16 protein-coding genes are annotated in these 19458 nt (G+C 64.9%); 8 read left to right on the plus strand and 8 right to left on the minus strand.

Annotated features, from left to right (window positions below; genetic code table 11):
- Positions 1-32 precede the first annotated feature (32 nt).
- From AC07NX_RS02965 to AC07NX_RS02980, 4 genes are all read left to right on the plus strand, one after another.
- The gene (locus tag AC07NX_RS02965) at positions 33-680 is read left to right on the plus strand and encodes a beta/alpha barrel domain-containing protein (protein ID WP_494638986.1); all 648 of its coding nucleotides are present in this window, start codon (positions 33-35) and stop codon (positions 678-680) included.
- Entirely contained in the window at positions 677-1630 is a 954-nt protein-coding gene (locus AC07NX_RS02970) for a nucleoside hydrolase (protein WP_494638988.1), read from the plus strand. Before AC07NX_RS02965 ends, AC07NX_RS02970 begins: the two co-directional genes overlap by 4 nt.
- An 8-nt stretch (positions 1631-1638) precedes the next feature.
- Entirely contained in the window at positions 1639-1794 is a 156-nt protein-coding gene (locus tag AC07NX_RS02975; protein ID WP_494639146.1) for a LysR family transcriptional regulator, read from the plus strand.
- 698 nt (positions 1795-2492) lie between these two features.
- On the plus strand, positions 2493-5576 hold the full coding sequence (locus tag AC07NX_RS02980) for a TonB-dependent receptor (RefSeq protein ID WP_494638990.1): 3084 nt from the start codon (positions 2493-2495) through the stop codon (positions 5574-5576).
- Between the two features lie 222 nt (positions 5577-5798).
- Here the strand turns inward: AC07NX_RS02980 and AC07NX_RS02985 are convergent, their stop codons facing one another.
- The 5 genes from AC07NX_RS02985 to AC07NX_RS03005 all read right to left on the minus strand — a co-directional run bounded on the left by AC07NX_RS02985 (position 5799) and on the right by AC07NX_RS03005 (position 11489).
- Entirely contained in the window at positions 5799-7304 is a 1506-nt protein-coding gene (locus AC07NX_RS02985) for a glycosyltransferase family protein (protein WP_494638992.1), read from the minus strand.
- On the minus strand, positions 7301-8452 hold the full coding sequence (locus AC07NX_RS02990) for a glycosyltransferase (RefSeq protein ID WP_494638994.1): 1152 nt from the start codon (positions 8450-8452) through the stop codon (positions 7301-7303). The genes AC07NX_RS02985 and AC07NX_RS02990 overlap by 4 nt, the downstream gene beginning before the upstream one ends.
- Positions 8453-8717: 265 nt before the next feature.
- Entirely contained in the window at positions 8718-9998 is a 1281-nt protein-coding gene (locus AC07NX_RS02995; protein ID WP_494638996.1) for a hypothetical protein, read from the minus strand.
- Positions 9999-10018: 20 nt separating this feature from the next.
- Positions 10019-10345: a helix-turn-helix domain-containing protein gene (locus tag AC07NX_RS03000; RefSeq protein WP_494638998.1), complete on the minus strand. Its 327-nt coding sequence runs from the start codon at positions 10343-10345 to the stop codon at positions 10019-10021.
- A gap of 748 nt (positions 10346-11093) precedes the next feature.
- Complete coding sequence (locus AC07NX_RS03005; RefSeq protein ID WP_494639000.1) at positions 11094-11489, minus strand: hypothetical protein; 396 nt, start codon at positions 11487-11489, stop codon at positions 11094-11096.
- 645 nt (positions 11490-12134) lie between these two features.
- On the opposite strand from AC07NX_RS03005, the gene AC07NX_RS03010 reads away from it, so the two are divergent.
- A complete protein-coding gene (locus AC07NX_RS03010; RefSeq protein ID WP_494639002.1) occupies positions 12135-12587 on the plus strand; it encodes a hypothetical protein in 453 nt (150 codons plus the stop codon).
- Between the two features lie 15 nt (positions 12588-12602).
- On the opposite strand, the gene AC07NX_RS03015 is transcribed toward AC07NX_RS03010, so the two are convergent.
- A complete protein-coding gene (locus AC07NX_RS03015; protein ID WP_494639004.1) occupies positions 12603-12995 on the minus strand; it encodes a hypothetical protein in 393 nt (130 codons plus the stop codon).
- Positions 12996-13140: 145 nt separating this feature from the next.
- Here AC07NX_RS03015 and AC07NX_RS03020 point away from each other — a divergent pair, with 145 nt between their 5' ends.
- The 3 genes from AC07NX_RS03020 to AC07NX_RS03030 are packed head-to-tail and all read left to right on the plus strand — an operon-like array spanning position 13141 to position 16414.
- Positions 13141-14634, plus strand: a complete 1494-nt coding sequence (locus tag AC07NX_RS03020) for a recombinase family protein (RefSeq protein ID WP_494639006.1) — start codon at positions 13141-13143, stop codon at positions 14632-14634.
- A complete protein-coding gene (locus AC07NX_RS03025) occupies positions 14631-15512 on the plus strand; it encodes a plasmid partitioning protein RepB C-terminal domain-containing protein (RefSeq protein WP_494639008.1) in 882 nt (293 codons plus the stop codon). The genes AC07NX_RS03020 and AC07NX_RS03025 overlap by 4 nt, the downstream gene beginning before the upstream one ends.
- 2 nt (positions 15513-15514) lie before the next feature.
- Complete coding sequence (locus AC07NX_RS03030) at positions 15515-16414, plus strand: plasmid partitioning protein RepB C-terminal domain-containing protein (protein WP_494639010.1); 900 nt, start codon at positions 15515-15517, stop codon at positions 16412-16414.
- Between the two features lie 177 nt (positions 16415-16591).
- Here the strand turns inward: AC07NX_RS03030 and AC07NX_RS03035 are convergent, their stop codons facing one another.
- Entirely contained in the window at positions 16592-18493 is a 1902-nt protein-coding gene (locus tag AC07NX_RS03035) for a hypothetical protein (RefSeq protein WP_494639012.1), read from the minus strand.
- Positions 18490-19407, minus strand: a complete 918-nt coding sequence (locus tag AC07NX_RS03040; RefSeq protein ID WP_494639014.1) for a TniB family NTP-binding protein — start codon at positions 19405-19407, stop codon at positions 18490-18492. The genes AC07NX_RS03035 and AC07NX_RS03040 overlap by 4 nt, the downstream gene beginning before the upstream one ends.
- Between the last annotated feature and the right edge of the window lie 51 nt (positions 19408-19458).

The raw sequence follows: 19458 nt of genomic DNA on the forward strand, positions 1-19458 counted from the left end.
GTATTCAGCATTTCAGCTCGCGGATTTTCCCCATGCAGCCGCCATCCTTCATTGCGTTCACCGGCGTCGATCGCCTTGATGTGCTGCCCGGCATGCGTCGGCTCTCCACTCGCTATCCGATCGAATGGGGCGTGCTGGTCGATCCGCACCAGGAGGACAAGCCGCTGTTCCCCGACACGGCGACGCGGGCGGCCTTGCTAGCCGAGCCCGGCCTGCGGTGGGCCGCTCACATCTGCGGCGCCGGCGCGCGCGACATCGTCGCCGCGCCTCGCGAAACGGCCGTGGCGGTGACCGGTGTGCAGCGCGTGCAGGTCAATCACAGCTTTCAGGGCAGCACGTCCGAACAGATCGCGGCGGCCCGCGACTATGGCCGGCGGCTGGGCGTGCGGACGGTCCTGCAGTGCGCCAGCGCCTTTCCGGCCGAAACAGGGGTCGACTGGCTCTACGACGTCTCGTTCGGCACGGGGGTAAAGCCCGACCGCTGGCCCGCCCTGCCCCCCGCCGGCCCATTCTGCGGCTATTCGGGCGGGATTGGACCGTCGACCGTCCGGGACATCCTGACCCGCATCGCCGCGCCCGACGGCGCCCTCTACTGGATCGACATGGAGTCGGGCGTCCGCACCGACGGGGTCTTCGACCTGGCCAAGTGCGAAGCCGTCTGCCGCGCGGTCTACGGATGAGCCCGCCGACGCCAAAGCTGGTCATACTCGACACGGATCCGGGCGTCGACGACGCCTTGGCCTTGCTCTATCTCACCGCCAGTCCGACCTTGCGCCTGCTGGCCATAACCACGGTGTTCGGCAACGCCGACATCGAGACCACCACCCGCAACGCGCTCTATCTGCGGGACCGCTTCTGCCCCGCCGCGCCGGTGTATCGCGGGGCGGGCGCGCCGCTCGTTCGTCCGCGTGGCGCGACGCCAGTCCATATCCATGGCGAGAACGGCTTGGGCGGCATGCTCCTGCCCGAGGTGAAGACCAAGGCCGATCCCGGAGACGCCCACCTCCGGATCATCGATCTGGTCCGCGCCCATCCAGGCGAGATCACGCTCTTGGCCATAGGTCCGCTGACCAATCTGGCCCTGGCGCTACGAAGCGCGCCGGATATCGCCGGGCTGGTCGCCGAGGTCGTCGTGATGGGCGGGGCGTTCGGAACCCATGGCAAACACGGCAACGTCACCCCCTTCGCGGAGGCCAACATCCACAACGACCCCGAAGCCGCGGATGCGGTCCTGGCGGGCGAGTGGCCCGTCACCCTGATCGGGCTGGACGTAACGACCCTTTGCGTGCTGACGAACGCCCAAGCCTCGGAGCTAGCCCTGTTTGGGGGCGAGCACGGCCAGTTCGCCAGCGACGTATCCCGTGGCTACGCCGCCGCCTACGCCGCTTACGAAAGCCTGGATGGCTGTTGCCTGCATGATGTCGCCGCCGTCGCGTATGCTCTGGATCCCATGCCCTTCCAGACCAGGCGCGGCGCCGTCACCGTCGGCCTGGACGACAGCCGGCGTGGCGAGACGCGATGGGACGTCGGCGACCGCCGCGCGCCCCAAAACGTCTGCCTCTCGGCCGACCCCGCGGCCATCGTCTCTGGCTTCCTGCGAACCCTGACGCGCCGGCGCCATGACAGATAGAAAGGACGATCCCCCTTTCCGGTCTTCGGGCCTTTGAAAGCGCGGGAGGTCATTTGCATTTCGGCAAGGCGGGCGCGGAACTGGGGGTGACGCACGGGGCGATCAGTCATCAGATCCGATCGCTGGAAGCCAATGGGGGCCGATCGACTCCGAGGCGTCCATGAACGCGGGTTGGCTGAAGGTCAGGAAGGCCCACAGCGGAAAAAGGGGTTCAGCCTCGGACCAGGCCGGGTCGCAGACCTTGAAGAGGCCGGCCCAGCGGCGAGAACCTGGTGCTGGCCGCGGTCCTGGAGTTGTCGGGCCGCCAGGATCTTGTTCCCGCGTCCAGCTTCCTGGCCTCAGGCAATCGCCCGAGCGCGTGCTGGCCGCCCTGGACGAACTCGGCGGCGGCTCCAAGTTCGCTTAGCCGGTCAGCCGGCCGACAGACACGCGCCCCTCCGTGGACTTGTCAGACAAGTCGCGCGAATGGAGCTTATCCTTGTTGGACGAAGCTGGTCCGAAGGGGGCGGGTGTCCAGGGCAATCTTTTTCAAAGAGCCTCATTGCCAAATGTCGAGAGGCCGATCGGTGTGGCATAATTCCCACCGTTTTTCACAATCGGTACCGCTACCATTGGCGATCGGAGGGGTATTTTGCCCGTGTCGTCAGCTCCGTCATTCGCTAGGACGCGGAAAAATAACGTCGTTTTGGATCTGACCATTGGTCAGGCCAATAGGAGGCTGGCCAGGCCAAGCCTCCCTCAAGCCTTATTGACTACGACCTGAGCCTGGCCAAAGGTCTGATGTCGTCGGCCTAAGCCGCCGGCGCCAAAAGCAAAAAGTCAGGCCGCGCCTCGGCGGCGGCCGCCTAGGAGGGGAAATCATATGCGAACGCTCGCCATTGGTGTGCGTCTGGGGCGCGCGGCGCTTCTCGGCGCGACCATGCTTTCCGGATTTGTCGCGGTCCAGGCGCAGGCGCAGACCGCGCCGGCGGCTCAGGCGCCCAATAGTGACCTCGTCGAGGAAATCGTCGTCACCGGCTATCGTCGCAGCCTGGCGCAATCGACCGTCGCCAAGCGCGAGACGACCGGCTTCGCCGACGCCATCTTCGCCGAGGACATCGGCAAGTTCCCCGACTCCAACATCGCCGAGTCGTTCAACCGCATTCCCGGCATCACCATCACCCGCGACATCACGGGCGAGGGCACGAACGTCGCCATCCGCGGCCTGGGCTCGAACTTCACCAATGTGACGCTGAACGGCGCTTCGATCGCCGTGGCCTCGTCGGGCGCCACCGACGCCCAGGGCACCGATCGCTCGGTCGACCTCAGCTTCTTCCCGACCGACCTGTTCACCAAGCTGACGGTCAACAAGAGCTATTCGGCCAGCCTGCTGGAAGGCGGCGCGGCCGGCAATATCGACATGCGCTCGGCGCGGCCGTTCGACCGGCCCGGCCAGCACCTGACCATGAATGTCCAGGGCGTGAAGCCGGACGGCGCCGACTGGGGCGGCAAGGGCTCGCTGATCGCCAGCAAGACCTGGGACAATTTCGGCGTCCTGTTCGGGATTTCCGGCCAGCGGCTCAAAACCGATACGCGCGGCTACGAGACGATCGGCTTCACCAACCCGAACCTGTCGGCGGCGCAATGCGGCGCGGCCACGGGCTGCAACGCCACCGGCGGCGGCAACTGGACGATTCCGGGCACGGTGCCGGTCGGCGCGGGCGGCGGCCTGACAGCCGGCACGGTCATCGACCGGGCCTTCCTGCTGGCCAACAACCCCGGCGCCTCGATCCAGCAGATCGACAACGGCCTGCTGCCGCGCCTGGGCCGCCCGTCGGCCGAGTACGGCCGCCGCGACCGCTTCAACGCCGTGGCCAGCCTGGAATGGAAGCCGACCGACGACCTGAACTTCTATGTCGACGGCATGTACGGCTACAAGAACAACGACTTGATCCGCGAAGACATGATGTGGATCGTGCGCAACGGCGCGGTCATTCCGCTCAACACCAAGTACGACAAGACCGATTGCTCGACCGGCTGCACGGTCACGCAAGGCACCTACGCCAATTCGCAGTTCTTCCTGGAATTCCGGCCCTATCTCGAGAAGACCGAGCTGTGGGGCATCAATCCGGGCGGCGAGTGGCGCATCACCGACAAGCTGAAGGTTGAAGCCCAGGCCAACTACACCAAGAGCAACTTCCACCGCGAAAGCCCGACCTTCGGTCCGGTGACCGCGCTGGGGGCCGGCACGACCGTCGACTACACCTACAACCCGACCGGCATCCCGACGATCAAGAGCAGCGTCGATCTGAACAACCCGGCCAATTTCGTCTGGACCGGCGGCCGGTTGAACATGCAGGACGAGAAGCGCTGGTATGAGACCAAGGGCGCCCGCGCCGTCGTCACCTGGGGCGACGAGGCGCTGAACCTGAAGTTCGGCGGCAACTACGACGACATCTCGCGCACCATCCGCGGCTACGACAACACCCAGCCGTGGCAGAACGCGACCTGCGGCAACAATCCGAGCATCAACCTGCCGTCGCCCAACGGCCAGCCGCCCTGCCAGGGCCTGAACCAGCCGGGCGCCGCGCCCGCGGGCTATCCGACCTATCCGGGCTATGGCACGGGCTATACGGCCGGCCAGACCGGGACGCTCACCTACGGCGGCTCGCTGATCCCGACCGCCAGCCTGGCCAGCTATCTGAGGCCCGGGCCCGCCGGCTTCGTCACGGTCGATTGGGACGCGGTCAAGAAGGCCACCAACTACGACCAGCTCCACGCCAACACGCCGGAGACGGGCGGCTCCAACACCGGCGCCAGCGGCGGCTACATCAACGAGAAGAACAGCGCGGCCTTCACCGAGCTGAATGGCGTCACCCAGGTGATGGACAGCGACCTGCGCTTCAACATCGGCGCCCGCTATATCCACACCAAGCAGACGATCGGCGGCCGCGTCTCGATCGCGGATCCGCGCAACACGCTGCCGGGCGGCGCCCAGCTGCCCGATGGCTCGCGCTACCCGAACCTGGTGAATTTCGTCTACACCGAGAACACCTATTCGAAGTGGTTGCCGGCCGCCAACATCGCCTATGACGTCGGCGAGCACGCCGTCGCCCGCGTGGCGGTGTCGGAGACCATGACCCGTCCGGATCCGGCCGCCCAACTGCCCGGCGTCAGCTTCGGCGCGCCGTCGGCCGACCAGGCCACCATCGGCAACTCGGCCCTGAAGCCGTATTTCTCGAAGAACATCGACCTGGGCTTCGAGTTCTACACCGGCCAGGAAGGCGTGATCGCGGTCAACGCCTTCCGCAAGTCGCTGACCGGCTTCACGACCAACAACGTCGTGACCCAGCCGTTCTCGTACCTGGCCCAGTACGGCATCACCTACGACACCCTGAACGACACCCAGAAGACGGCGATCAATTCGCGCGGCGGCCCGACCGCGGCGACGGTCCAGATCCAGTCGCAGATCAACGTGCCCAACAAGCTGACGATCAACGGCCTGGAATTCCAGTGGGTGCAGCCGCTCGACTTCCTGACCAGCCGGTTCGGCGTCGAGGGGCTGGGCGTCAACGCCAACGCCACCATCGTCGACCAGACCAGCAACGGCGCGGCCGTCGCCTACGGCGTGGCCAAGTACACCTACAACCTGACGGGCTATTACGAGCACGACGGCGTCAGCCTGCGCCTGAGCCACGTCTACCGGAAGGGCTCGCAATCCAGCGGCGCCAACCAGAACGGCGTTACCGCCGCGGCGCTGTTCGCGGACGACTACAAGCAGACCGACTTCTCCTCCAGCTTCGACCTGGAGAAGATCTTCGGCCTCGGCGGCGTGCCGCAGCTGACCTTCAACGTGACCAACATCACCAACGAAAAGCTGCGCTCGCACTTCCAGTACGACAACGCGACCTTCACCTACTACAAGCCCGGCCGCCAGTTCCTGGTCGGCCTGCGGGCGACCTTCTAAGGCGGCGGGCGGACGGCGGCGACGCCGTCCGCCCGCGGTCCTGGCGCTGGCCGGCGTCGGCCAAGGCCAATGGAAGCCGGCCTGGCTGGCCCGAGACTTGGGCGTGCTCGGCTTGGCGTTCGCGCTGATCGTGGCCTCATGCGTCCTGACGGCATGGTTGCTGGAGCAGCGGCTGCCCGACTCAAGTCATTGGCGCGGCGACAAGTCGAACGGGGTGGCCGCTCAGCGGCCGGGAACTCGCTCGTAGACGATCAGCCGCGTCCGCCGCAGCCGCACCACTTTCACCGGCCTGTAGGCTCGCCGCAGTTCCGCCTGAACGATGGCCACGACCTCGAAATTGAAGTCGCGCGCCGCCGGCTCGTGATCGACGATGACCTTGGGCCGTCCGGCCAGAATCCGCCTCACCTCCGTGGCCTGGTCGACGCCGATCGCGCCGTTCTCCCGCAGCAGGTTCAGGTGGCCCGCGAACGGATAGCGCGTGGGCAGGCACGAGCCGGTCAGGTGGTAGAGGAGCGGGTCGCCGTTCCACACATAGAGGCAGCCCTTCAGGCGGGGTCGGATCGCCTCGACCATGGCCGTCATTTCCGCCTGATGGCCGCGCTTGAGCCACATCTTGCGGACCACCACCCCGTTGGCGATCGCGCCGGAGAGCAGAATCAACGCCGCGGCGACCAGCCCCAGTCGGTACGGGCGATAGATGAACAGCGGCGCGCAGGCCGCGGCCAGGGGCGCGAACAGCGGCAAGGCGTAGTGATCGAAATAGGTGCCGAACGCCAGGTAGCCGACGACCGCCGCGGCGAGCCAGGCCAGCGCGAACTTCATCGTCGCGGCCCCGTTCGGAAAGCGCCGCCACGGTTCCAGCAGGGTCGCCAGGACGACGGCGAAGACGGGGACGTGAAGAAGCCTCCAGGCCTTGGCCAGCCGCCGCGCGAGTTCCTCGGCCGGCGCGCCGGAACGGTCGCCGATCGACAGGAAGTTGGCGTAGACGAAGGCGTCGGCATGGCCGATCCAGGCGTACCAGCACCAGGCGATCAGGGTCGGGGCGATGGCGATGGCGATCCAGATCGCCGCGTCGGCCGCCAGGCGGGCCGGCCGGGGGGTGGCGCGCCACGAGGCCCACATCAGCGCCAGCCCCATGAAGACCCCTTCGAAGACCGCCGTATATTTGAGCTGCATCGCCAGGCCGATCAGCCCCATGGCCAGGGCGCCCTCGCGCCGGATCCGTTCCGCCGACACGTCGCGCGACGTCAGGGCGGTCAAGGTCGCCAGGGCCGCGCCTGCGACGAACAGGTTGTAGAAGACAGGCGCCTGCCCGCCGGATCCGCCGACCAGGCCCAGCAGCAGCAGATAGATCACGCCGGCGATGGTCGCCGCCTTCAGGCCAGCCATCGGCGCGGCGATCCGGGCGACGATCATGGCCGTGCCGGCCGCGAAAAGGGTCGCCACGACCTGGTATTGGACGATCCCGTCGCCGCCCAGCAGGCGGATCGCGGCGAACAGCACGAACAGGCCGACGGGCTTGCGGTCCCATATGTCCACATACGGAACGGCGCCGTGCAGCATGCGATCGCCGACCAGCAGATAGAAGTTCTCGTCGACATGGATCAGCGGATTGCCGAACTGCGCGCACCGGATCGCGAACGCGGCCAGCAGCAGGATCAGGCCCACGACAGCCCAGCGCCGACGCTCGTCGAGCGTCGGCGATCGCTTCAGCAACGAGCGGCTCATCGGATGATCCTCCCGGCCCAGGCGGCCAGGACCATTCCGGCCTGCCGCGCCGCCTTGGCCGGACGCCAGGTGAGGCGCTGCACGGCGCGGTAGTTCCAGAACGCGCCCGCGACCGCACCGGCCGCGCCGGCCGCGAACCAGGGGACGCCCAGCGCATGCAGCCCCGCGCCGACCGCTTCGCTGATGGCCGCGCCGCCCAGGCAGGCGACATAGAAGCTCAGCAGGCCTTGCCAGAGCGCGCGGCCGTGCAGGCGCTGATCTCGAAACGTCAGGCCGTTGTTGAGCATGAAGTTCCAGTTCATGGCCAGGAAGATGGCGCTGCTCTGGCCCAGCCAGAACGGCGCGCCCAGCGCCCGTCCCGTGCTCAGGACCGTCAAGTGGACCAGCAGGCCCGTCAGGCCCACGAACAGGAACTGGGTCATGCGCGCCGACAGAGCTCCACCCGTCCGCTTCTCGACCAGCAGCGCCAGGAGATCGAACACGACCCGCAGGTCCAGCTTCGACACCCCGCCGACCCGGGCGCGCAGGGCGGTCGGCACCTGCTCCAGGCGCGGCCGACGTCGCGTCGAGGCGACCACGTCGATCAGGATCTTGAACCCCAGGCCCGACAGGCGCGGCCTGGCGGCCTCGTACCAGGCGCGGGTCATGACGAAACAGCCGCTCAGCGGGTCGGCCAGGCGCAGGCCCAGCAGCAGGCTCGACGCCATCACCCCGGCGCGGCTGCCCCAGTGACGCAGGCCCGTAAGGCCTGACCCGTTGTCGTCCAGGTAGCGGCTGGCCACCACGACGTCGGCATGGGCCTGGGCCATCCGCTCCAGCATTCGCCGGATCAGCCGCGGGTCATGCTGGCCGTCGCCGTCCATGATCGCCAGGGTCTCGCCGCGCGCCGCGTCCCAGCCCGCGATCGCGGCCGAGGCCAGACCCCCGGCGCCGTTGCGGCGGATCAGGCGGACGGCGGGGTGACGGCGGGCCCGGCCGAGGACGACCTGGGCCGTGGCGTCGTCAAGGGAATCGTCGACGACGATGATCTCGTGGCGAACGCCGGCCAGGTCGGCGATCACGTCATCCAGGACCCCGCCGATCGCCTCGTGTTCGTCGAGGGTGCAGATGACCACCGACACCTTTGGAACGGGTTGGGGCGTCACCACGGGAACATCGCGGCGCGACGCGACGAGCGCGCCAGAGAGGGAGCGTGAGAGCATGGATCGGGTCCGGATTGCGACCGGCGGAGCCGTCGCCTGAGGAGTGAAAGCCCAGGCCTGGTCGGTGGACGGACCACACGCCTCGCGAGGGCGCGCGGCCCCTGGGGCGGCGTCACCCGAACCCTATGTCACATAGTTTTAGATTGTCTAGTTATTACTATACAAACCAACCTGGCGTCGCCGCGTCGCGGTGCATCGGGCGACGGTTCGTTCAGCCCACGATGTCGGTCCAACCCGACCAGCTTTCGCCGGGGGCGACCGTGCAAGGGTCGAAGCCGTGCTCGGCCGGCGAGGTGTCGGCCGGCGCGGCGTCGCCCTGAGGCGCGATGAGCACGTAGCCGTCGACATGCCCGTTACCGTCGAGATCGACCTCGATCTTCCGGCCGCCCCGGGCGTCCTTCGGCGTCTCGACAGGTTCGTTCGATGGCGGCGCGCCGACGGCCTCGCCCCTGGCCGTCACCAGCCTGTCGCCTTCGCGGGTGTTGTAGCCGAGGATGGAGCCCAGCAGGGTCTCGGCATGATCCATCACCATGGGCGTGCTGATCACGAAAGTGTCGGCCCCGTCGCCGCCGGAGGCGAGAGCCTCGGACGTCAGAACGATCCAATCGTCGCCCGCCCCGCCCTCGAGGACGTCGCGTCCGCCGCCGCCGATCAGCACGTCGTCGCCATCCCCGCCGACCAGGTGCTCCGCCTCAGCGCCGCCGATCAGGACGTCATCGCCGCTGGTCCCATGGATCTGCACCAACAGCGCGGCCGGTCCGTCCGCCCGCGTATCTCCCTGGGCCTGCCGCCAGCCGGTCTGCCGCCCCTGCTCAACCTGGGCGGACGCGGCGGCCGGGGCGGCCGGGGCGACCGCGGCGGGGGACGCAACGACAAGCGGCGCGGCGTCCGCCTCGATCGGGGGCGGCGTCAGCGCGACGACGGCCCGCTCGGCCGAACCGCCGACATCATTGTCGCCAAGCCCATGCCGCGGGGCGTGGCTCGCCATCTCGGCCGCGATCGGGGCCAGGTGCTTGGTCGGCGCCTTCGCTTCCAGGACCGGGGCGTCGGCGATCGACCAGGCGAGCCCATCCATCACTTGCACGGCGTGATGGCGCAGCGTCTCCTCCAGCAGGGCCGCGACGGCGACGAGGATCATCATGTCCACGCCGCTCTGCAGCCTGCCGAACGGCACCACGACGCCCGGGCGGTCCGGCTCGGGTCTCAGCCAGCGCCCCAGGGCGTCGCGCAGGTTGTCGCCGCGCGAAACCACCTCCTCGCCGGCCACGTGCACGAGGAACTGGTTGGCGAGGCGGGCGACATGGACAAGGACCTCGCCCTCCCCGTTCATCACCGCGCACCACGGCGCGCCGTCGTCGGTGGCGCCAAACACCACCTCCAGGTCGCCGCCGCCCGGAAAATGTTCGGTCAGCGCCTGGAGGCGGCCGCGCTCGGCCGCGGTCCATTGGCCGCTGTCGCGGATCCAGTCAGCCAGGGAAAGGATGGTGCCCACGTCCGGAAACTCGCCGCGGCCTAGGCGCGCGCCTGGCTTGCCGAGGCGGTCGCGCCGAACAGCAGTCGGTGCAGCTCGGGCTCATAATAGGCCAACAGCGTCTTGGCGAACTCCGCCTCGTCCAAGTTCAGCGCCCTGGCCCAGACGGCCTGGGTCTCGATCGGCAGTCGACCGACGCCGCTCTCCACCTGCGAGACAAAGGTGTAGTAGCGCAGCCCGATCGCGTCGGAGAGCTGGGCCTGTGTCAGGCCCGCTCGCTCCCGCGCCGCCTTGAGCCAGCGGCCGGCCTCTTGCCGTAGGATCTTGGTCTGCGCGACCTTGGCGGCGTCGGGAGCTGATCGAGACATGCGGGTCCTGAAGTCTGGCCGCGTCCGCTGGGCGGGCGCTCCTTGATAACAGTAATTATGCAACGCTTTATCACGCAATGCCAGCGAACGCCCGAGAGATCTGACATTGACTTCAGTTATAACTAGATGCAATAAAATGAACTAGCCGCCGGATCACCGATCCAGGATCACCATGATCAGCCTCCCCCCGGCCGATCGATGGCCGATCCGGCGGCGCCTTTTGCACAACGCGGCCATTCGGCCCCTCAGCTGCAGCCGGCTGGGATAGCCCCGATCCTGGCCGGCTAGATGTTTAGTCCCGGACCTTGATGGTGCACTATTTTCCAGTGGTTGGAAGGATGCACTATGGGGCAGGTACATCACGGGAGGCCGCGCCGCCCAGCGCCTCATAGCGCCGCGCCGATAGCCATTGCAGGCGCTTAAGTCCGCCGCAATACGCGCCCTACCTCTTCCGTGCAGAAGCAGCCTTTACGCCGTCGATGTCTCCATAGCGGGGCAGCCGAGCGCCAATTGCTGCCATCGACATCCCTCCAGCAACTGGACATTCAGCCCGCCGCGCAAGCGCGAGATCGACCCGTCACCAATAGGCGAGAGCATTCTCGCCGCCGTATGACCGCCCATCCGGGCTGAAGCGCTACTTGGGAACACTGCGTCCCGGGCTCTTCCGGGCTCTTAGAGCAACTCGTGGGGACAACCGCATCGCGGCTCCATGACAAAGGATGCCTATCGGTTGTATGTCTACCCCGAACTAGCGTTGCTTAAAGGTCGGGGGCGAAATGACGAAAGGCCAGGACTCTAGGAGAGGTACCCAGTCCGGCGCCTTGGTGGGCGCCACTTGGGCTAGGTCGGTGGCGTCATGATCCGTATCGGCGCAGCCCCAGCCCCCGCATTTCTCTCCTCGCCGTTCATGCAGGATCGAACGCGCGAGTTGCTGGCCCATCTTCGTCTGTCCCCGCTTCAGCGTCGGCAGCGCCGACCGCCTGTCGCAGATGGGCTCTTCTACCAAGGCGACCTTCATGATGCCGTCGCGGACCGCTGTCGACACAAATGCGTGTTCTGCGAGACCGATGAAGTTCAGCCGCATATCGAGCATTTCCGGCCTATTCAGGTACGCGATGCCTTTGAACGGGGCGAAGACGACCACTACGCATGGTTGGCCTATGAGTGGGACAATCTGATCTATGTTTGTGACTACTGCCAACGGTCGCGACGAGATCAGTTTCCGGTCAAGTTCAGGCGCGCGGCCTATCTCGCCAGCTTTAAGGAGGTGCGTCGAGTCGAGAACCACTTGCGACGCCAGCGCGAGATCGCCCCGTCTGCGAATTTCTATCGGGAATTCCGACCGCCTGCAGAGAGTCGATCTCGCCCCGGCACCGAACTTCCTGGAATGTCCGGTATCGGAGGCGAGCCAACTTCGGCTTATGGCGCATTCAGGCCTAAACGGCCTCAAGGCCCAAGCCCCTAGCCCCAAACCACCTGCGACCGCCTCGCACTATTGACGGCCTTAAGTTGCAAATGGGTACGTCTTAAGTTGCAACGACACCCACAAAATGTGCGCGCAATTTAGAACTGCTATCATTAAATAAATGAATACATTGAGAAATAGCACATTCCACAAATATCATCTTACCAATTAAGGCTGCTACTTTATGGCGTGCCCGCAAGTTAAGGCTGCTACTTGGCGCGAAAACGCGGGCAAGCCGCGCGCATGTGCGGGCGGATTCAACCTCTGGAAATACTCCCCTCCTAACAGTTCCCCCTTCAAGTTGCAGGGTCGCTAGAGGGTGTCGTGTTTTTCCAATTTCTACGGTTTTTCACCAAGCGCGCCCGGGCACGAGACGCGGAGCATTGGCAGCGATGGGAGAAAGTGCGGCGGGCCGCCTCAGAAAGTTCTGATTGGCAGCTTGGTATTGTGACATCCATTCGCCAAACGGCTCGGAGCGGCACCAAGGGATACATCACTTGGTTTGAAACGGGCGTCACCGATGCGTTCTGGTCTCAGGACTATTTCCCATCGACAGGAAGCGGCCTCCTTGTGGACGGCAACCATGGTTACGGCGAGCATCACGACGAACCGGTCTTTTACATCAATACGGTGAAAGCCGAGGTGCCAGCCAAAGTACATCGTGGCTGGCGCCGTCATGGCCTTCGCCTTAGAGCGCTTGAGAAAATCGAACTCACCAAAAATTCGCCAGCGGCAGACGCGCACAATAGTGACTTAGAAAACGTAGCTCAGCGGTAAGTATCAGCCGACCTGTTAGACGAGCCTTGATCCATCGCCGAGCTCGTCCAGAGCGGTCAGCACGCGCTCCAACGATTGCCTGAGGCCCAGGAAGCTGGCTGCCGGAACGAGATCCCGGCGGCCCGACAACTCTAGGACCGCGGCGAGCACGGCGTCCGAATGGCGTATCAGCGCCACCAGGTTCTCGCCACTTGGCCCGTTCTTGCCCTCAAACCAATTGCGGACCGTGCGCTCGTTGGCCCGTGTGACCCGCCCAACTTCTTTGCGCGCCGACGGCGTCTCGCCCCACTGGGAAAGCATGGCCGTAGCGATCGCCGGGGCGAACGATCGGGCATCATGCCCGCTCTCGACGTGAAAAGATTTTCCTTTTTTGGACTGAAAATTTCGGTCCTTTTTATGAAAAGACATTCCGCGATCCTTCACCTAACCTCGCCTCAAACGAGACTTCCTGGCCGAGAGCCAGAGGCAATTGGCGCGTGCGATGAACACAGCGGTTACCAATGCAGGTGTCGGTTCTGTGCGGAAAAGTATCCGCGCGGCGCAATACGTACGCATGTCGACCGAGCACCAAAAATACTCGACCGAGAACCAGGCCGACGTCATCGCTAGCTATGCCGCGAAGCGCGGCTTCGAAATTGTCCGCACCTATGCTGACGACGGAAAGAGTGGCGTGGTGCTCAGCGGACGCGGCGCGATGCAGCGCCTGTTCCATGACATCAACTCAGGCACGGCCGACTTCACCGAGATCCTGGTCTACGACGTGAGCCGCTGGGGCCGCTTCCAGAACACCGACGAGCCCGCCCATTACGAGTTCCTGTGCAGCATGGCGGGAATGACCGTCCACTACTGCGCCGAGCAATTCGAGAACGACGGCAGCATCGGCGCCACCATCATAAAGAGCGTCAAACGGGCGATGGCCGGCGAGTACAGCCGCGAGCTATCGGTGAAGGTCTTCGCCGGCCAATGCCGCCTCATCACCCTGGGCTTTCGGCAAGGCGGGCCGGCCGGGTTCGGGCTGCGGCGGCAGCTGGTCGACGAACACCTGACGCCGAAGGCCGAGCTGCGTCGGGGAGAACATAAGAGCCTGCAGACCGATCGCGTCGTGCTGCGTCCGGGCCCGCCAGAAGAGGTGGAGATCGTCCGGCGGGTCTATCGAATGTTCGTGGTGCAGCGGCGTACCGAGCGCGACATCGCCAATCTTTTGAACGCAGAGGGCGTGCTGACCGACCTTGGGCGCCCGTGGACGCGCGGCGTGGTCCACCAGTTGCTGACGAACGAAAAGTACATCGGCAACAACGTCTACAATCGGGTGTCCTTCAAGCTGAAGGCCAAGCGCGTGACCAATGATCCCGAGGCGTGGGTGCGGGCCAACGGGGCGTTTGAGGCCATCGTCGAACCCGACTTCTTCGAGGCCGCCCAGCGCATCATCCAGGATCGTTGCCGTCGCTATACCGACGAGGAGATGCTTGAACGCCTATCCAGCCTTCTCGCGGAGAAGGGCTGGCTATCGGGCCTGGTCATCGACGAGTTCGAAGACATGCCTTCCAGTTCCGCGTTTCGGAGCCGGTTTGGCAGCTTGGTGCGCGCCTATCAGATGGTGGGCTATTCCCCGGCACGAGACTATCGCTACATCGAGACCAATCGCGCCCTGCGCGCGCTCCATCCCGACATCGTTTCTCAGATCGTCGGCGAGGTCCGGGGCGCCGGAGCGATCATCGAGCGCGATGAGGCTACCGACCTCCTGCACGTCAATCACGAGTTCACGGCCTCCGTTGTTGTAGCTCGATGCCATCAAACGCCGGCTGGCGGGCTTCGCTGGAAGATCAGGCTCGACCAAGGTCTGCGACCTGACATCACCATCGCCGCGCGCATGTGCGCCGACAACGCGACCGTCCGCGACTATTATCTGCTGCCCTGGATCGACATGGGCGCCGCGCCCAGTGTCAGGCTCGCACCCGAGAACGGCATCCGGCTCGACGCCTATCGCTTCGACAACCTCGACCCCTTCCTCGACCTCACGCGCCGTACGGCGTTGCGTGCCTCATGACCCAGGTCGCGCCGGAAGTCAGGATGATCCCGGTGGAGGCGATCACCGTCCTCAATCCACGGGTCCGCAACAAGCGCATCTTCCAGGAGCTGGTCACCAGCATCGCGCATCTTGGCTTGAAGAAGCCGATCACCGTCAGTCCCAGATCAGGCAAGGCGCGCTACGATTTGGTCTGCGGCCAGGGCCGGCTCGAAGCTTTCATCGCGCTTGGCCAGCCCGAAATCCCCGCCATCATCATCGACGCCAGCGAAGACGACTGTTTCGTCATGAGCTTGGTGGAGAACCTGGCGCGCCGGCAGCACACGCCGTTGGAGCTGGTGCGCGCGATCGGATCGTTGCGCGAGCGCGGCTACAGCTACCAGGAAATCGCCGCCAAGGTCGATTTCAGCCCCGAATACGTCTACGCGATCTCGTACCTGCTCGAGAACGGCGAGGAGAAACTGATCGCCGCCGTCGAGCGCGGGATCATCCCTCACACAGTGGCCATGGAGATCGCCAAAGCCAAAGATGGCGAGGTCCAGCAAGCCCTGGCCAAGGCCTATGAAGAGAAGGCCATTCCGGGAAACCAGGTGCTGGCCATTCGCCAGATCATCGACCAGCGCAACAGCAGCGGCAAAGGCCTGCGCGATCGAGGGGGTAAGGGACGAGGCCGGGGGACGGTCACTTCAGAATCCCTCATCCGAGCCTATCAACGCGAAACCGAACGTCAGCAGCAGCTCGTCAAACGCGCCTCGCTCACTCGCAGCCGCCTGATGTTCGTGTCGAACGCTCTGAAGATGCTCCTGGCCGACGAGCACTTCGTGGCGCTGATGCGGGCGGAGGGCTTTCACACGGTGCCGTCAGCATTGGCTGCGCGGATAGGCCAGGATCGGATTTGACCATGGTCGATGACGTCAAAATCGCCTTCGAGCGGCAGGTGCGCATTTTGGCCCTCAACGACATTCTGCCGTCGAAAATGCTGCCGGCCGCGGTGAAGGATTCCGCGAAGTATAAGCGGATCGCCAATTCGGTGGCTCAGCTCGGTTTGGTCGAGCCCTTGATGGTCTATCGGCCCACGGCCGGCGGCCCCTATCTGCTGCTGGATGGGCATGTCCGCTTTTGCGCCCTGCGCGAACAGGGCTCCGCCGAGGCGCGCTGCCTGGTCGCCGACGATGATGAGGGCCTGACCTACAACAAGCGCGTCAATCGCCTGGCGACCATCCAGGAGCACTACATGATCGTGCGCGCCCTTGATCGCGGGGTGTCGGAAGAAAAGTTGGCCCGCGCGCTCAACGTCGATGTGGGCGCCATCCGCGCCCGCCGGCATTTGCTCAACGGCATCAGCGCCGACGTCGCCGAGGTCCTGAAGGACAAACCCGTCGGGATCCATGCTTTCCAAAAACTTCGAAAAATGAAGGCCATCAGACAGCTTGAGGTGGCCGAGTTGATGGTGTCGGCCAACAACTACAGCGCCAACTACGCCAAGGCTTTGCTGGCCACCACCAAACCGGTCGACCTGCATCACCCCGAGGAATTGAAGAAGGCGACCGGCCTGACATCGGAGCAGATGGCGCGGCTGGAGCGTGAAATGGCCTCCGTCAGCCATGACTACAAGGAACTCGAAGCTTCCTACGGGGACGACATGCTCTTGCTGGTCATCGCGGCCGGGTTCTTGGAGCGGCTCCTGTCTCGGCCCGAGATCGAGCGGTTCCTGGCGGGGCGCCACGCCGAGATTTTGGAGAACATGCGATCCATCGTTGCCGCCACGTCTCTAGACCAAGCGCCGGCTATCGCGGCGTAGCGCCCGAGAACATGCGAAGGGGACCGGGACCCATAAGCGCCGGGACCATCGGAGAAGCCGCCGTGTGGGGCGGATCAAGGATGGCGGCGGGAATGGCGGCGAACCCGTTCGGAGCCCGCCAGGCCCGCCGCCATAGGGTTGGCCGAGGCCGGCGCGTGGACCGCGCCGGCCCCTAACCTATGTCCACTCCAGGACCTCCTCGACTTCAGCGCGGAGCCAGAACGGACAGCCCTCCTGGCGCTCGATTTCGAGCTTTTCGAGGAGATACCTGACGCTGTTGGGCTTGATGCCGTAACGCGCGCCGATCTCCTGCGCGCTGACATACTTGGACGCCAGTCGAACGACCTCGGCGCGTCGGACCCGGACCCCCACGCCTTCGACAACGAACAGTTCGCGGTTTTCGATCAGCCACGACACATCGTTTGGCAGGGCGTTGAGATAGTTCTGGGCGTCGACACGCTTGAGGTCAGCTCGGGGCATGTCCCCGTAAATCGACGGGTCCACCCGAAACCGTTCGCCGTCGGGTGAGATCAGCAGATGAAAGGCTTCATCGGAGATCGTTAGCGACCGCAATCCCACGCCAGCCGCATCGTCGCTCCCCAATCCGCCTGGCAGCGCGCCGGCGAGTGCGGATTTCAGAATAGGCGCCCAGGGCTTTTCCTGCTCGCCCAGCGCGGTGAAGGCATGCTCCAGCGCCACGCGCCCTGGCTCGCCTGGTGCGTGCCGTACGATCACTCGACCAAGGCTTTCCGTCAGGGCCAACACATCCTCACGGTCGAGCTGAAGCCCCTCGTGAAGCGCACGGACCGCCGGCGACCGGTTGGGCCGGACCAGTCCGTACGCGACGACCTGCTCGGCGGCATAGACGGGAAACGCATGCCCCTTGCAGAACTCATGTGCCGAGGTGCGGCTGGAAAGCTCGGCGACAAGGGCGTCGATATCGGCCGGCGCAAACCAGGCGTGGGTTCTCGCCTTCCCACGTTTGGAATGCGGCGTTAGCGCGCCAGTCTTCACCAATTTCAAAATGGCCCCATTGTCTATGCGGGCTCTTCGGGCGGCTTCGGCGACACTCAAAAACTGCGAAGTCTGGCGGACCTGCTTGAGGCGCTCGACGCCGCGCTTCTCGCCCGCGTGGAAGGCGACGATCGTCTTTGCTAGCCTCAGGGTGCTTTGACGGGCGTCGCTGGCGACCATCTTTCTGATACGGCTGAAAAATGCGGGCACCGTAGCGTTGGCGTCCCTATCGCCCCTCCAGATGCTGTCCATGGAGCTTGGATAGTCGAGCAGGATCCTAGCCCCGGTGGCGAGACTGGTGATGGAGCGCAGGCTAGGTTCGTCGAGAAGCGCGTCGTTGCCGATCGGATCGGTCGCGGCGCGGCCGAACATCATGGCCAACTCGACAACCACCCACGGATCGAGCTGGCCGAGTTGTCGCGGCACCCGTCTGATTGCCGCCTCGCGCCGAACCGGATCCGCATCAACGAGCCCGGACAAGAACGCGAGCCCGTCGCGCAGTTCGACGGGCACCTTTTCGACCTGAGCCGTCTTCAGATCGAAGTTGCAGTGCTCGCAGCGATCCACGCCAGCATGGCTATTCCAACCAAGGCCCTGGCCACACTCCTCATCCGGACATTGGCCGATCAGAAGGTCCCAGGTTTCGGCGCAATAGCCAAACGGCCGCACCATCCAAATCGCACGATGGTGGTCTGAAATTGAAAGCGCCGTCGGCGACACGCGCCGTCTTTGGTGGATGATTGATCGCTCCGCCACCGGCACGCCGTTCACCAGCTTTAGCGGTGAGTTGTGCACCGGGCGGGGAAAGGTCAGGGGACGCAGAGCCTGTTCATCCACGCCAAGGCATTTCGACAGACCGCCTAGCCGCGGCTCGATGTATCGGTGCAGTTCGCTAAAGCCCTCCAGACCGGCCTCGCGAAGAATAAGCAGCGGTGAAGACAAATAATTCCAGGCGCAAGCGCGCACGACATAGCCTGGCAAACTTTCGCCGGCGATCGGCTGAAGCGGAAAGAGGACGCAGCCTGCCACGCCCTGGGGCCGCACGGCGGTTGAGAACGAAGTCATTGGCCGCGCTCCCCGTGAAAGGGGTTAAATTTGATGAAGGCCTGCGGAATCGCCCAGCGGTCGACCGCCTCGGCGAGATCTTCGACCTCAAGGCGATCGCCATCTCGCCTGAGACTCATTTCCAGCGCCGAGTGGAATAGGCGGGAGACGCGACCAACGACGCCGTTGCTGACCGCGTGGAGGCCGCCCAGCACCCAGGGATCAACGTGGAAATTCGCGGGGTGTCGCACCACGCCAACATCGACCATTGCCCGATCCAAGCGCTCGACATAGCCCGCCAGCAGCGCTTGATCTCCCGGATCGTCGGCTTGAAGCGGATCGAAATCGCAAGGCTCGAGCAAGCGCCCGTTGAGCTGGAGGTTGCGCTGGAACATGTCCGTGGCTTCCTCCGTGCCGAGGAAGACAACGGGGACGACGCCCCCATCGAGCAAACGTTTCAAACTGTCGGTGACGTCGCTCCGGCCGCGGACGCGCGAATTGAGATGTTGCACTTCGTCGATGATTAGGAGCTGCGTCCCGAACCGCTTGATGTATTCGCGAGTTCGCTTAATCAGCAGCTGTTCAGTTCCATGAGTTGCAAATCCATCCCCATACTGCTCAAGGATCGATATCATCAGCTTCTTGCTGGTCATGTTCGCGTCGAGCGCAACATAAAGAACGGGGATAAAGTCGGGCGTTCTCGGAGTTCGTTGCTCCGCCAATCGGATGTAGGCCTGGGCGGCGGAAGTCTTGCCAGAGCCGCTGGGAGCCAAGACACGGAACCCCTTTTGGGGACTACCTTTGGAGTATTGCCCGAGCTTTTGGAGAAAATCGCACCGCGCGTGGAATTCGATGTGCTTGGTGTAGGGAATGTAGATTTGATCATAGATCGCGACAAAGCGGGCCGCTTCTGAATTGAATTCAGAGGGAGTCATGTGAATTTTCCAGATTGGGGCGGCCGGGCACGCGCCCGGCCGCGTTGATGT

The sequence above is a fragment of the Caulobacter sp. GW821-FHT09A05 genome (assembly GCF_059418465.1).

Excerpts from the sequence above, each read along its gene's own strand:
- AC07NX_RS02965 (WP_494638986.1), top strand. The coding sequence starts at position 33 with ATGCAGCCGCCATCCTTCATTGCGTTCACCGGCGTCGATCGCCTTGAT.
- AC07NX_RS02970 (WP_494638988.1), top strand. The coding sequence starts at position 677 with ATGAGCCCGCCGACGCCAAAGCTGGTCATACTCGACACGGATCCGGGC.
- AC07NX_RS02980 (WP_494638990.1), top strand. The coding sequence starts at position 2,493 with ATGCGAACGCTCGCCATTGGTGTGCGTCTGGGGCGCGCGGCGCTTCTC.
- AC07NX_RS02985 (WP_494638992.1), bottom strand. The coding sequence starts at position 7,304 with ATGAGCCGCTCGTTGCTGAAGCGATCGCCGACGCTCGACGAGCGTCGG.
- AC07NX_RS03000 (WP_494638998.1), bottom strand. The coding sequence starts at position 10,345 with ATGTCTCGATCAGCTCCCGACGCCGCCAAGGTCGCGCAGACCAAGATC.
- AC07NX_RS03015 (WP_494639004.1), bottom strand. The coding sequence starts at position 12,995 with ATGTCTTTTCATAAAAAGGACCGAAATTTTCAGTCCAAAAAAGGAAAA.
- AC07NX_RS03020 (WP_494639006.1), top strand. The coding sequence starts at position 13,141 with ATGTCGACCGAGCACCAAAAATACTCGACCGAGAACCAGGCCGACGTC.
- AC07NX_RS03025 (WP_494639008.1), top strand. The coding sequence starts at position 14,631 with ATGACCCAGGTCGCGCCGGAAGTCAGGATGATCCCGGTGGAGGCGATC.
- AC07NX_RS03030 (WP_494639010.1), top strand. The coding sequence starts at position 15,515 with ATGGTCGATGACGTCAAAATCGCCTTCGAGCGGCAGGTGCGCATTTTG.
- AC07NX_RS03035 (WP_494639012.1), bottom strand. The coding sequence starts at position 18,493 with ATGACTTCGTTCTCAACCGCCGTGCGGCCCCAGGGCGTGGCAGGCTGC.
- AC07NX_RS03040 (WP_494639014.1), bottom strand. The coding sequence starts at position 19,407 with ATGACTCCCTCTGAATTCAATTCAGAAGCGGCCCGCTTTGTCGCGATC.